Consider the following 12,303-nt stretch of genomic DNA (forward strand, 5'->3'; position numbering starts at 1 on the left):
CGCCCCCATGGCCAACGCTCAACGCGGCTTTACCCTGCTGGAAATGCTGGTGGTGATCGTGCTGATCAGCATCGCGGCCGGGTTGGTCGGCTTTGGCTTGCAACAAGGCCTGCGCGCCGCCAAGGAGCGCCAGGCCGTCGGGCAGATCGTCGAGGCGCTGCGCAGCACGCGGGCGCGGGCAATTGTGAGTGGTACCCCCCAAAGCACCGTCTTCGATTTACAGCAATTGAGTTTTCAAGCATCCGGGCGCCCGAAAAAACACTGGCCGGCCGACCTGCAAGTGACCCTGCACACCGCCGAACAAGCCGGTTCGGCGGTGGCGTTTTATGCCGATGGCAGCTCCACCGGCGGCAACCTGCTGTTGGCCAATGGCAGCCGGCGTTGGCGCATCGATATTGGCTGGCTCACCGGCAGCGTTCAGTCCAGGGCGTTGCCATGAAGCGCCAGCGCGGGTTCACCTTGCTGGAAATGCTCGCCGCGCTGACGCTGATGGCGATCTGTAGCACCGTGCTGCTGGTCGCGTTCGGCCAGAGCGCGCGCTCGCTGTTGCAGGTTGCCCACAGCGACCGCCTTACCCACGCCGCCGTGAGCGTGATGGATGAGCAGGGGAGTGGGCCCCTCGCCAACGGCACTCATGAGGGCGAGATGGACGGCATCGGCTGGCAGCTGCGTATTGCCCGGCAACCGAGTCGTGTCGGCCAGCCCCACCTGTATCGCCTGGACCTGACGGTGCGCGAAGGCCCGCGTCAGGCCACGTTCAGCACCCTGAAGCTGCGCACTGCCGGGAACGCTCCGTGAAGCGGCGCCAGCAGGGTTTTACCTTGCTCGAAATCATGCTCGTGCTGAGCCTGCTCGGGGTGTTGCTGACCCTGGTCGGCGGCGCGTTGCTCGGTGCCAATCGCGCGGTGCTAAAGGCCCAGCGCTACACGGTCAGCCTGGATGAAATGCGCGCCGCCCGGCAGTTCTTGCGCACCGCCATCAGCGAGTCGTTGCCGTTGGACGTGACCGAGGACGACAGCCAGGTCGATGGTTTTTTCGCCGGTGGCCCGCAGCGCATGCAATTTGTCGCGACCTTGCCCGGCGTGCTTGGCGGCGGCATCCAGCGCTTCACCTTGCAGTTGACCGGCCCCGAGGCATCGCGCGATTTACAGGTGGCGTTCGCGCAGTTTGAGTCCAAGGCGCAGGTCAGCGTGCCGGCCTCGCGCAGCGAACCGCAGGTGTTGCTCAAGGGCGTTGAGGGTTTGCACTTCAGCTATCGCGGCCTGTCGCCCAAGGGCCAGGCCACCGGTTGGATCAGTGAGTGGCCGTGGCCCAGGCGCCTGCCGTATGCGGTGCGCATCAGTGCGCACGTGAACGGGCCGGTGCCTTGGGTGACGCAAGTGATTGCCTTGCGCCTGAACCTGTCGAGCGGCTCCCCCGAATGATCAGGCATCAACGCGGTGTCGCGCTGTTGCTGGTGCTCTGGGTGCTGGCGTTGCTCAGCTTGTTGCTGGGCGGCCTCGCCGCTTGGGTGCAACTGGAAACACGCCAGGCGGCCTGGCATCGCCAGCATACCCAGGCGGTATTGGCGGCCGAGGCGGGCGTGGCGCTGGCGATGCAAGCCGTGGCCGACCCGTTGCAGCGCAAGCAGTGGATTGCCGATGGGCGTGACGTCCCGCTGGTGTTCGACGATGCGCAGTTGCACGTCAGTCTGTACAGCGAGCGTGGCAAGTTGTACCTCAACAGCGCCGAGGTGGCTGACTTTGCCCGTCTGGCCCTGGCGTGCGGTGCCACCCAGGCCCAGGCCAGGCAACTGGCCAGGGCGCTGCAAGTGCGGCGCAACCAGGGCCTGGCGCCGTTCCGGGTGGTGGAAGAAGTGCGGCAATTGCCCGGCATGACCCAAGCGCTGTACAGCGCCCTGGTGCCGCAAATCAGCCTGTGGAGCGGCCTCGACCGCCCCGACCCGGCCTTCGCCAGCCCGTTGATGCGCCACGCCCTCAACCTGCCGCATCAGAGTGCGGTGGGCGCCGACCCCGGCGAGGTGCTGGTGGTGATCAGCCGTGCACAACGCCCCGGTGGCTACCGCGCCGAAGTACAAGCCACGGTTTTATTGAGCCCCGCGCAAGGTAGCGCACAACCTTATCGAGTATTGCGTTGGCAAGAATAAATCAACACGTAACCGCGCGGCTGGAGGCGCTGGCCGCGCCGATTGCCCGGCGCTGGCGCGCCAGCCTGCTGCAACAGGGGTGGCGCTGGTGGCTCAAGGAACTGCGTGGCTGCCTGCCCGCGTGGCTGTCCTTGCACGACATCCCCGAGCACGTTTACCCGTGGCCGCTCACTGGCGCCGTGGCCAAACCCACCGGGCAGGCGCGCCAAGTGCTGTTACTGGCGCCTGATGCTGTGCTGGTGCAAACCCTGCAATTGCCACTGGCCGCCGCGCGCAACCTGTCGACGGTGGTCGGTTATGAACTGGACCGCTTCACCCCGTTCGAGGCCGCGCAGCTGTACTTCGTCGCGCGCCAGGAGCGCCGCACAGCCAGCCATTTGCAGGTGATGCTGGTGGCGATCCTGCGCGAGCGCCTGGACCGGGTCCTCAGTGACTGCGCCGCCCTCGGCCTGCAACCGCATGCCGTGGATGTGGCGGATGACACGGGCAGGCCCATGGGCATCGACTTGCTGCCGGCACCGTTGCGTCCACGCCAACGCCCGGCCGGCAAAGGCTTGCAACGCAGCCTGCCGTGGCTGTGCGGTGCCTTGCTGATTGCGGCCATGTTGCTGTGGCTCGACGACCGCCAGCGGGTGCTCGACGCCATGCAGCACAGCGTGCGCGAACAGAAAGCCGAGGTCGCCGAGGTCCAGGCGCTGCGCCAGCAACTGCTCAATACGCGGGGCGCCGCGCAGTACCTGATTCGCCGCAAAATGGCCCAGCCGCCGTTGGCCGCGTTGCTCAATGAACTGACCGCGTGCCTGCCGGCCGACACCTGGGTCGACCAGTTGGAAGTCAACGACGGCGCCCAGGTGTCTTTCTCCGGGCAAAGCGCCAAGGCCAGTGCGTTGATCACCCGTATCAAGAACTGCCACAGCCTGGAAAACGCCCAGTTCGAAGGGGTGATTCAACCCGATGCGCAAACCGGCAAGGATCAGTTCTCCTTGCGCGCCCACCTGCACCAGGAGGCCGCCGATGCGCCGACCACTGACACCCCGTGAGCGCCGTGGCGCGGCCTTGATCGGCCTGGCCGTGGTGCTCGGCGCCGCTTACTGGTTATTGATCGACAGTTGGTTCGCCGGCCCCTTGCGCGCCATGGGCGAGCAGGCCGAACAATTGCGTGAACAGCAACAGCGTTATGCCGGGGTACTGCGCCAGCGCGACAGCTTGCGCGAGCTGCTCGAACAGGCGCGGCAAGACCCGGCCAGCAGCACCAGTCTGTTGCCGGGCAATGACCCCAGCGCGGTCGCGGCCGACCTGATGCAACGCATCGTCGACCTGATCAACAGCCGCGCCGGTCTCGGTGGCGGTTGCAGCCTGACCCAGCGCATGCCGATCACCCCGGAGCAGGACGATGCCGAGCCTTATCGCCAGGTCAAAGTCAGCCTGACCCTCAACTGCGCCATCGAACCGCTGACCGCGATCCTGCATGAGCTGGAGTACCAGCGCCCGTTTCTGTTCGTCGATGAAATGAGCATCCGCCGTGGCCCGCACGCGCCCGCCACCGGAGGCGCCGGCAAACTGGTGGTGCACTTGCTGGTGCGCGGTTACCTGCAACCGGCCGGCGCGCGGCAGGTGGCCCGATGATCAACCCATTGCGCCCGATTGAGTGGGTTTTGCTCGGTCTGTCCGCCGCGTTGGGCGTGCTGATGCTGGGTATTTTGAGCAGCATCGGCGACGCGCCGCAGTGGCTGCCGGAGCCTGAGCCTGCCGCCCATGCCAATGCCGCGGCCAAGGTGCTGACCGCGCCGGATGCAAGCCTGGACAGCCTGGCCGGTACCTGGCAGGCGCCGCTGTTCAGCACCGACCGCAGCCCGGATCCTACGGTGGGCCAGGCGGCGGTCTCCAGCCTGTCGGGCCTGACCCTCACCGGCATCGTGCTGGACGGCGACCTGCGCGTGGCACTGCTCAAGCGCGCCGACGGCCCGCCGTTGAAAGTCCACCAGAACCAGACCCTGCCCAACGGTTGGCGCCTGGAACACCTGACCCCGCGCGACGCGCGCTTTGTGCTCGATGGCCGCAGTCAAACCCTGAGCCTGCGGGCCTTGCGTCTACCGCCGCCGTCGACGACGCCCCCGATTACCCTTCCTCACGAGTCCGTCCCTTGATCGATACCTACCCTGGCGCCTTGCGCACCACCGTGCTTTGCCTGGCAACCGCTATTTCCCTGGCGGGCTGCGGGACATTCCCCGACCACCTCGACCCGGACGAGGCCCTGTTGCACGAAGCGATGCAGGGTACCGGTGCGCAACGCCCGCCCGTGGATCCGGCCAGTGAACAAGCGCCGGTCAACAGCGGCCAGCCTGCGGCAAACCCTGCGGCCCAACGCCAGTTGATTCGCGGCAACCAGCAGTTCGTGCGTCAGCCCGCCGCGGCGTCGGCACTCAAGGAGGAGGGCGGTGGCGACATCGTGTTCAATTTTGCCGACCAGCCGATTGAAGCGGTGATCAACAGCGTGATGGGCGACCTGCTGCACGAGAACTACAGCATTGCCCAGGGCGTGAAGGGCAATGTGAGTTTTTCCACCTCCAAACCGGTGAACAAGCAGCAGGCGCTGTCGATCCTGGAAACCCTGTTGTCCTGGACCGACAACGCCATGATCAAGCAGGGCAATCGCTACGTGATCCTGCCGGCCAACCAGGCGGTGGCGGGCAAGCTGGTGCCGCAAATGCGCGTGTCGCAGCCCGCCAGCGGGTTGTCGGCGCGCCTGTTTCCACTGCGTTATATCTCCGCCACCGAGATGCAGAAGCTGCTCAAGCCGTTCGCCCGTGAAAATGCGTTTTTGCTGGTGGACCCGGCGCGCAACGTGCTGAGCCTGGCCGGTACGCCGGAGGAACTGGCCAACTATCAGGACACCATCGACACCTTCGATGTGGACTGGCTCAAAGGCATGTCCGTCGGCGTATTCGGCCTGCAACGCGCCTCCGTGGCCGAGCTGATGCCCGAGCTGCAAAAGATGTTCGGCCCCGACAGCGGCATGCCCCTGGCGGGCATGGTGCGGTTCCTGCCGATCGAGCGCACCAACTCGGTGGTGGCAATCTCGTCGCAGCCGCAGTACCTGAGCGAAGTCGGCGACTGGATCCACACCATCGACGAAGGCGGCGGCAACGAGCCGCAGATGTACGTGTACGACGTGCGCAACATGAAAGCCAGCGACCTGGCCAAGTACTTGCGGCAGATCTACGGCAGCGGCGCGATCAAGGACGACGCCCCGGCCAAGGTCGCCCCCGGTTTGCGCACCGCGACGCTGTCATCGCCCGGTACCAACAGCACCTCCGGCAACACCCCGGGTGGGCTGAGCAGTACGCTCAATAACCAACCCGCCGCCGATGACCAGGCGCCAGAAGCCGAGGCCGAAGAGACCGCCGAGCCAGAGGTTACCGACGGCGCTCCCGCCAAAAGCCTCGACGCCGGCACCCGCATCACCGCGCAAAAAAGCAGCAACCAACTGCTGGTGCGGACCCGCCCGGTGCAGTGGAAGGAGATCGAATCGGCGATCAAGCGCCTCGACAACCCACCGCTGCAAGTGCAGATCGAAACACGCATCCTCGAAGTCAAACTCACCGGTGAATTGGACTTGGGCGTGCAGTGGTACCTCGGGCGCCTGGCCGGCAATTCCACCAGCACCACCGTGGCCAATGCCGCCGGCAGCCAGGGCGCGCTGGGTGGTGGCGGGGCGGGGTTGGGCGCGGCGGATTCGTTGTTCTACTCCTTTGTCAGCTCCAACCTGCAAGTGGCGTTGCATGCGCTGGAAACCAACGGCCGCACCCAGGTGCTGTCGGCGCCGTCGCTGGTGGTGATGAACAACCAGCCGGCGCAGATCCAGGTGGGGGACAACATTCCCATCAGCCAGACCACGGTGAACACCGGCACCTCAGACACGACGTTGAGCAGCGTCGAGTATGTGCAGACCGGTGTGATCCTGGATGTGGTGCCGCGCATCAACCCGGGCGGGTTGGTGTACATGGATATCCAGCAGCAGGTCAGCGATGCCCAGGACCAGGCGAACGCCAACAGCGACACGCCGACTAATCCGCGTATTTCTACGCGGTCGGTGTCGACCCAGGTGGCGGTGCAGAGCGGGCAGACGGTATTGCTGGGGGGGTTGATCAAACAGGACAACGCCGACACGGTGAGCGCCGTGCCGTACCTGGGCAAGATTCCGGGGTTGCGGTGGCTGTTTGGGAGCACCAGTAAGTCCAAGGACCGTACCGAATTGATTGTGTTGATTACGCCTAGGGTCATCACCAGCAGCAGTCAGGCAAGGCAGGTGACGGATGATTATCGGCAGCAGATGCAGCTGTTGCGGCCGGAGAAAAACTGAAGGAATGCGGTTGGAAAGGTGGGCGGGAGGGCTTGCCCTGATGCCAGTCAGTTAAGCGATAGAGCGGGGGAACACTGTACCTGTGGCGAGGGGGCTTGCTCCCGTGACGGCCTGACAGCCGACCTGGATGTTGGATCAGATCGAGTACATATCCATTTCTGCGGTAACGGCCACTTAGGGTTACGCCCTTACGGCGTGTCACTTTTGGAAGAGCGCCAAAAGTAACCAAAAACGCTTCGCCCCAACACTCGGCACCTCGCTTAGGCTCGGTGTGCCCGAACACAGGCTTGAATCCGTGGCTAACCCGGCGTCCTGCCGGGTTACCCACGGATTCAAGCCTGCGTTCGGTCAGCGTGTTTGACGGGGCGCCTGAGATCAAGATCAAAAGCCAGAGCCAGAGCCAGAGCCAGAGCCACGGCAACAGCAACAGCGCGGGAGCGGGAGCAAGAGCAAGCAGATCGCAGCCACCTATGAAACGGAGTTCCGCAGGTGCGAGTCTCGGATCTTTCCGACAAAGCTTTCAGGTTGTCGCTCGGAACTGCGCTGACTAACCTCCTGGCCGTCGCTGCCAATTCAGCGACCGGATTTGACCGTCCGACTCGTAGTGCTTCTGTGCCAACATCGACTCAGGCGTTTTTTTTACGTCTGTTGTATCGTGTCGCGGCAGCTGTGCGCGGGATACCTTCGGGTATGCCGGTGTTCCTACGAGCCGGTCGGTCAACCCGCGTATAGCTGCCACCTTATTTCGTTTGACCGCGAATCGTGGCGGCTCCATTTTCGTAGGAGTTCCACCATGATCAAAGACAGCCCAAATCCTCCAAGCGCTTCAGACACCGATACCCGTTACGGGCTCTTCACCGTACGCGCCGATCTGGACACGGAAACCTTACTGGTCAATGCCTCCCAGGACTTGGCCTCTATCAGCAACATCGCCACCCATCTGGCCTTTGAAATCGACGGTGCCCAACGCAATGTCGCGCTGGGCATGTGTCGAATGCTTGAAGGCGTGCAACTGTTGGTGGACAGGGCATTGGATAAGTCCCACCCGGCTGTATGAGAGGTGGGAGCGACTGCTGCTTGGCGTTGATCCTGATGGTTGCCCGGGCGATCATCAGATGCAGCTGTTACGCCCGGCGAAATACTGAAGGAACGCGGTTAAAAATGTGAGAGGGGGCTTGCTCCCGATGAGGGAGTGTCAGTGATGCATCTATGACTGACCCACTGCCATTGGGAGCAAGCCCCCTCCCACACGTTGATCTGCACAGATCAGGTAGGCCTCCGTCTAAGCTAAAGGCCAATATCAAAATATATTATTTATATCAATAAAATAATAAAAGTAGAGAATATTAGCTTATACCAAAACAGCATTATATTTTCAAAACCCATTCCGTTATGTTTGATCGCAACAGCCTACCCCTGACCTCGGATGGTACCCAGCGTAATCAAGATTCTGCGTGCCATAACGGGGTGATCATCCCCGCAGCAGAATCGTTGGAAGGGAGCTCAACGTATGTTGCCGATTCAACCCCCACGCCACACCTAGCGCCAAATCGCCGCAACACCCCTCACAAAACCCGAGCACCGCACACGACCGCGTGCCTGCCCAACTTCGCGATTTGCAACGCTGGGAGTAGCTATGAAGCACGTTTTACAACCCACCACGGTGCTGGCGCTGGCGATCCTGGGGAACACCGCGCAAGCCCAGGACGACAGCACCCTGTCCACCGTCGTCGTTACCGGTAACCGAGGCGCCGAACAGCGCACCGTCACCAGCAGCCCGGTGCCGATCGATGTGGTCAGCGCCAGGCAACTGCAAAGCACCGGCAAGCCCGGTTTGATGGAAGCCTTGAGCGCGGTGATCCCGTCGCTGACCCTGCCGGAAAAAACCGGTTGGGACGCCAGCGGCATTGCCCGTGCGCCCAACCTGCGCGGCTTGAGCGCCGCCGAGGTGCTGGTGCTGGTCAACGGCAAGCGTCGCCATACCGCCGCCACCTTGAACATCAACGGCATCAACACCGGCGCCGCACCGGCGGACCTCGACCTGATCCCCATCAGCGCCATCGACCATGTGGAAGTGCTGCGCGATGGCGCCGCCGCGCAATACGGCTCCGACGCCATCGCCGGGGTGATCAATGTGATCCTCAAGGCCGACACCAGCGGCACCTCGGTGACCAATGCCGGCCTGGGCTATGACGGTAAAAAGCAGACCGTGCAACAAAGCCTCAACAAGGGTTTCGAGATCGGCAATGGCGGCATCCTGCAACTGGCGCTGGATGCGCGCAGCCAGAACGATGACAACAAGGCCAGTGCCAACGGCTACACCTATGCCCAAGCCTATGAGCAGGCCGGTCGCGCCACCTATGGCGGCTACGGCACGCCCAAGACCAACCTGCTGACCCTGGGCTACAACGCCGAACTACCCATCGACGACAGCTTCAGCCTGTACTCCTTCACCACCTACTCCCGACGCAAGGCCGAGCAGGGCCAGAATTTCCGCCTGCCGACCATCACCAACACCATCACCACCGGTCCCAATGGCTACCCCGGCGGCTATACGCCGACCTGGTACATCGACGAGGACGATTTCCAGGCCGCGTTCGGCGGCAAGGGCACGGTCGGGGCGTGGGACTGGGATTTGTCCACCACCTACGGGCGCAACGAAGCGGAGCAGGGCACCACCCACAACCAGAACCCGTCCCTGGGCGAGGCCACGCCCAATAGCTTTACCTCCGGCACCTGGATCAGCACCGAGCTGACCACCAACCTCGACTTCAAGCGCGGCTTCGATGTGGGCCTGCAAAAACCGTTGGACCTGAGCTACGGCTTCGAACATCGCCGCGACACCTATGAGGTCCGGGCCGGTGACTACGCCTCCTATGCCAACGGCGGTTACTGCGTGGCGCCGGGCAATTGCGCTTCCTCCGGGGCCCAGGTCACCAACGGCATTTCGCCGGATGAAGAGAGCAGCGCCTCGCGCAACAGCCTGGCCAGTTACGTCGACGTGGGCTTCAACCCGCTGCCGGACTGGTACGTGGGCACCGCGTTTCGCTATGAACACTACAACCAGGGCGTGGGCGCCACCCGCAGCGGCAAGCTGACCACCCGCTACGACTTCACCCCGAAATTTGCCGTGCGCGCCACGGTCAGCAATGGCTTTCGAGCGCCGTCGTTGGCCAACAGCCTGTTCAGTGCGCGCTCCACCACCTATGGCGTGGTGAACGGGGTGTATCAGTCGATCAACTACGGGGTGCTGCCGGTGGGTTCGGCGGCCGCCAAAGCGCTGGGCGCCGAGGAACTCAAGCCCGAGCGCTCGACCAACTTCAGCCTGGGTTTCACCCTCACGCCCACCGACCGCCTGAACTTCACCGCTGACGCCTACGTGATCAACCTGCGCGACCGCATCACCCTGACCGGCACCTTGCTTGGCCCCGAAATCACCCAGGTGCTGCAAGGCAACGGCATCACTTCCACCTCCGGCGGCCAGTACTTTATCAACGGCGCCGACACCCGCACCAAAGGCCTGGACCTGGTCGGCAACTACAACCAGGACCTGGGCCCTTATGGCGCGCTGAAGTGGACCGCGGCATTCAACTGGAACCAGACCAAAATCCTCAACTACAAAGCGTCCACCACGATCCTCGGCACCGCCTACGACCTGATGGACCGCCAGGCGCGCAACCTGATCACCGGGGTGCAACCGAGCACCAAGTTGATTCTCGGCGGTGACTGGAGTATCGACCGTTTCAACCTCAACCTGGCCCTGACCCGCTACGGCGCCTACAAGGAGGTCAACGTCTCCGCCGACCGCGGCCTCGACCGGGTCTACAGCGCCAAATGGATCACCGACCTCGACCTTGGCTACAGCCTCACCAAGGACCTCAACGTGGCCATCGGCGCCAAGAACCTGTTCGACCTCTACCCCAAGAAACAAGGCGTGCCCAGCAGCACCATGCTCAGCAGCTATGGCACCTATTCGCCCTACGGTTTTACCGGCGGGTATTACTACACCCGCCTGACCTATGCCTTCTGAGGCCGAGGAATACAGCATGCCTATCGTCGCCAAATCCTATGACCTGATCGACACGCACCGCCCGGTTCGCCAGGCGCGCATTTCCACACCGATCAAAGCCCTGCGGGTGGTACCCGCGCGGCATCCCTGGCGCTGGGCCGGGTCGATCTTCGCCGCGCTGGTGCTGCTGGCCGTCGTGCATTCCCTGGCCACCAACCCGCGCTGGGAGTGGGGCGTGTTCGGCCAGTGGTTCTTCTCGCCGTCGGTACTGCGCGGCCTCGGCCAGACCTTGTTGCTGACCCTGTTGAGCACGCTGTTCAGCGTCATCCTCGGCACCGCGTTGGCCCTGGCGCGGCTGTCGGGCTCGCCGCTGCTGGCGGCCCTGGCCTGGGGTTATATCTGGTTCTTCCGCTCGATGCCGGCGCTGCTGGTGCTGATCATCCTGTACAACTTTGCCTACCTGTATGACCACATCGTGCTCGGCGTGCCGTTCACCAGCGTGGTGTTCGCCGAGTGGTCGACGGTGGACGTGCTCAGCCAGTTCACCACGGCGGTGCTGGGCTTGAGCCTGATGCAGGCGGCGTACGCGGCAGAGATCATTCGCGGCGGGCTGATCGGTGTCGACGCCGGCCAGCATGAAGCGGCAGCGGCCCTGGGGCTGCCGGCGTCGCGACGGATCTTTCGCATCATCCTGCCCCAGGCGCTGCGCTCGATCCTGCCGTCGGGTTTCAACGAAATTATCGGCCTGGTCAAGGGCACCTCCATCGTCTACGTGCTGGCCTTGCCGGAGCTGTTCTACACCGTGCAGGTCATCTACAACCGCACCCAGGCGGTGATCCCGCTGCTGATTGTGGCCACCGTGTGGTACCTGATCATCACCACCGTGCTCACCAGCGCGCAGTACTACGTCGAGCGGCATTTCGCACGGGGTACGGCAAGAGTGCTGCCGCCCACGCCGGTGCAACGGGTGCGCCGCTGGTTCAAGGAGAAACACCATGGGTGAAACACACGCCGGGCGCATTCAAATCCAGGGCGTGGGCAAACGCTTTGGCAACCAACAGGTGCTCAAGGACATCGACCTGACCATCGACCCTGGCAAGGTTACGGTGATTCTCGGGCCCTCCGGCTCGGGCAAGTCCACCTTGCTGCGCACCATCAACCACCTGGAGAAGATCGACAGCGGCCACATCACCATCGACGGTGAATACGTCGGCTATCGACGCAAGGGCGACCTGCTCTTTGAACTCAAGGAACGCGAGATTCTCAAGCGGCGTATCGACGTGGGTTTTGTGTTCCAGAACTTCAACCTGTTCCCGCATCTCACCGCCTGGGAAAACGTCGCCGAAGCGCCCCTGGCCCACAAGCGCTGGGGCAAGGCCGAGGCGCAGGCCAAGGCGGGTGAACTGCTGGCCAAGGTCGGCCTGGCGGACAAGGTCGACGCTTACCCCCGCCAACTCTCCGGCGGCCAGCAGCAACGCGTGGCCATTGCCCGCGCCCTGGCGCTGGACCCGAAAGTGCTGCTGTTCGATGAACCCACCTCAGCCCTCGACCCGGAACTGGTGGGCGAGGTGCTCGACGTGATCAAGGGCCTGACCCAGCTGGGCGTGACCCTGGTGATCGTCACCCACGAGATCGGTTTTGCCCGCGAGGTGGCCGACCACGTGGTGTTTCTCTGCGACGGCCAACTGATCGAAGAGGGCCCGCCCGAACAGATCTTTCGCCAACCCCGACATCCCCGCACCGCCGCCTTTCTCGGCAAGGTGCTTTAGTTAACGGAGTGACTGC

At 63.7% G+C, this 12,303-nt stretch carries 12 protein-coding genes; all 12 read left to right on the plus strand.

Annotated features, from left to right (window positions below; all coding sequences use genetic code 11):
* Positions 1-7 precede the first annotated feature (7 nt).
* The 12 genes from AB4O23_RS13830 to AB4O23_RS13885 all read left to right on the plus strand — a co-directional run bounded on the left by AB4O23_RS13830 (position 8) and on the right by AB4O23_RS13885 (position 12,287).
* Positions 8-439: a GspH/FimT family pseudopilin gene (locus AB4O23_RS13830; RefSeq protein WP_017528231.1), complete on the plus strand. Its 432-nt coding sequence runs from the start codon at positions 8-10 to the stop codon at positions 437-439.
* Positions 436-798, plus strand: a complete 363-nt coding sequence (locus AB4O23_RS13835; RefSeq protein ID WP_017528232.1) for a prepilin-type N-terminal cleavage/methylation domain-containing protein — start codon at positions 436-438, stop codon at positions 796-798. Before AB4O23_RS13830 ends, AB4O23_RS13835 begins: the two co-directional genes overlap by 4 nt.
* Positions 795-1,424 (plus strand): prepilin-type N-terminal cleavage/methylation domain-containing protein, encoded by a 630-nt coding sequence (locus AB4O23_RS13840; protein WP_460063592.1) that lies wholly within the window; start codon positions 795-797, stop codon positions 1,422-1,424. The genes AB4O23_RS13835 and AB4O23_RS13840 overlap by 4 nt, the downstream gene beginning before the upstream one ends.
* Entirely contained in the window at positions 1,421-2,146 is a 726-nt protein-coding gene (locus tag AB4O23_RS13845) for a general secretion pathway protein GspK (RefSeq protein ID WP_065877615.1), read from the plus strand. Before AB4O23_RS13840 ends, AB4O23_RS13845 begins: the two co-directional genes overlap by 4 nt.
* Entirely contained in the window at positions 2,143-3,186 is a 1,044-nt protein-coding gene (locus tag AB4O23_RS13850; RefSeq protein WP_026067287.1) for a PilN domain-containing protein, read from the plus strand. Before AB4O23_RS13845 ends, AB4O23_RS13850 begins: the two co-directional genes overlap by 4 nt.
* Positions 3,161-3,772: a type II secretion system protein GspM gene (gene gspM, locus AB4O23_RS13855; protein WP_217855206.1), complete on the plus strand. Its 612-nt coding sequence runs from the start codon at positions 3,161-3,163 to the stop codon at positions 3,770-3,772. The genes AB4O23_RS13850 and gspM overlap by 26 nt, the downstream gene beginning before the upstream one ends.
* Positions 3,769-4,293 (plus strand): hypothetical protein, encoded by a 525-nt coding sequence (locus tag AB4O23_RS13860; protein ID WP_460063597.1) that lies wholly within the window; start codon positions 3,769-3,771, stop codon positions 4,291-4,293. The genes gspM and AB4O23_RS13860 overlap by 4 nt, the downstream gene beginning before the upstream one ends.
* Positions 4,290-6,509 (plus strand): type II secretion system secretin GspD, encoded by a 2,220-nt coding sequence (gene gspD / locus AB4O23_RS13865; RefSeq protein WP_017528237.1) that lies wholly within the window; start codon positions 4,290-4,292, stop codon positions 6,507-6,509. The genes AB4O23_RS13860 and gspD overlap by 4 nt, the downstream gene beginning before the upstream one ends.
* Positions 6,510-7,302: 793 nt before the next feature.
* Positions 7,303-7,566, plus strand: a complete 264-nt coding sequence (locus tag AB4O23_RS13870; protein WP_017528238.1) for a DUF6124 family protein — start codon at positions 7,303-7,305, stop codon at positions 7,564-7,566.
* Between the two features lie 579 nt (positions 7,567-8,145).
* Positions 8,146-10,539, plus strand: a complete 2,394-nt coding sequence (locus AB4O23_RS13875; protein WP_065877609.1) for a TonB-dependent receptor plug domain-containing protein — start codon at positions 8,146-8,148, stop codon at positions 10,537-10,539.
* 16 nt (positions 10,540-10,555) lie between these two features.
* Positions 10,556-11,521: an amino acid ABC transporter permease gene (locus tag AB4O23_RS13880; RefSeq protein ID WP_017528240.1), complete on the plus strand. Its 966-nt coding sequence runs from the start codon at positions 10,556-10,558 to the stop codon at positions 11,519-11,521.
* Positions 11,514-12,287 carry an amino acid ABC transporter ATP-binding protein gene (locus AB4O23_RS13885; protein ID WP_017528241.1) on the plus strand — a complete coding sequence of 258 codons (774 nt, stop codon included), beginning with the start codon at positions 11,514-11,516 and terminating at the stop codon, positions 12,285-12,287. Before AB4O23_RS13880 ends, AB4O23_RS13885 begins: the two co-directional genes overlap by 8 nt.
* The last annotated feature ends 16 nt before the right edge of the window (positions 12,288-12,303 follow it).

Source organism: Pseudomonas sp. H2_A10 (genome assembly GCF_054680085.1).

What these genes read in the sequence shown, in the direction of transcription:
- gspM (WP_217855206.1), top strand. Translation starts at nt 3,161, where the DNA reads ATGCGCCGACCACTGACACCCCGTGAGCGCCGTGGCGCGGCCTTGATC.
- AB4O23_RS13845 (WP_065877615.1), top strand. Translation starts at nt 1,421, where the DNA reads ATGATCAGGCATCAACGCGGTGTCGCGCTGTTGCTGGTGCTCTGGGTG.
- AB4O23_RS13860 (WP_460063597.1), top strand. Translation starts at nt 3,769, where the DNA reads ATGATCAACCCATTGCGCCCGATTGAGTGGGTTTTGCTCGGTCTGTCC.
- AB4O23_RS13880 (WP_017528240.1), top strand. Translation starts at nt 10,556, where the DNA reads ATGCCTATCGTCGCCAAATCCTATGACCTGATCGACACGCACCGCCCG.
- AB4O23_RS13835 (WP_017528232.1), top strand. Translation starts at nt 436, where the DNA reads ATGAAGCGCCAGCGCGGGTTCACCTTGCTGGAAATGCTCGCCGCGCTG.
- AB4O23_RS13875 (WP_065877609.1), top strand. Translation starts at nt 8,146, where the DNA reads ATGAAGCACGTTTTACAACCCACCACGGTGCTGGCGCTGGCGATCCTG.
- AB4O23_RS13830 (WP_017528231.1), top strand. Translation starts at nt 8, where the DNA reads ATGGCCAACGCTCAACGCGGCTTTACCCTGCTGGAAATGCTGGTGGTG.
- AB4O23_RS13885 (WP_017528241.1), top strand. Translation starts at nt 11,514, where the DNA reads ATGGGTGAAACACACGCCGGGCGCATTCAAATCCAGGGCGTGGGCAAA.
- AB4O23_RS13870 (WP_017528238.1), top strand. Translation starts at nt 7,303, where the DNA reads ATGATCAAAGACAGCCCAAATCCTCCAAGCGCTTCAGACACCGATACC.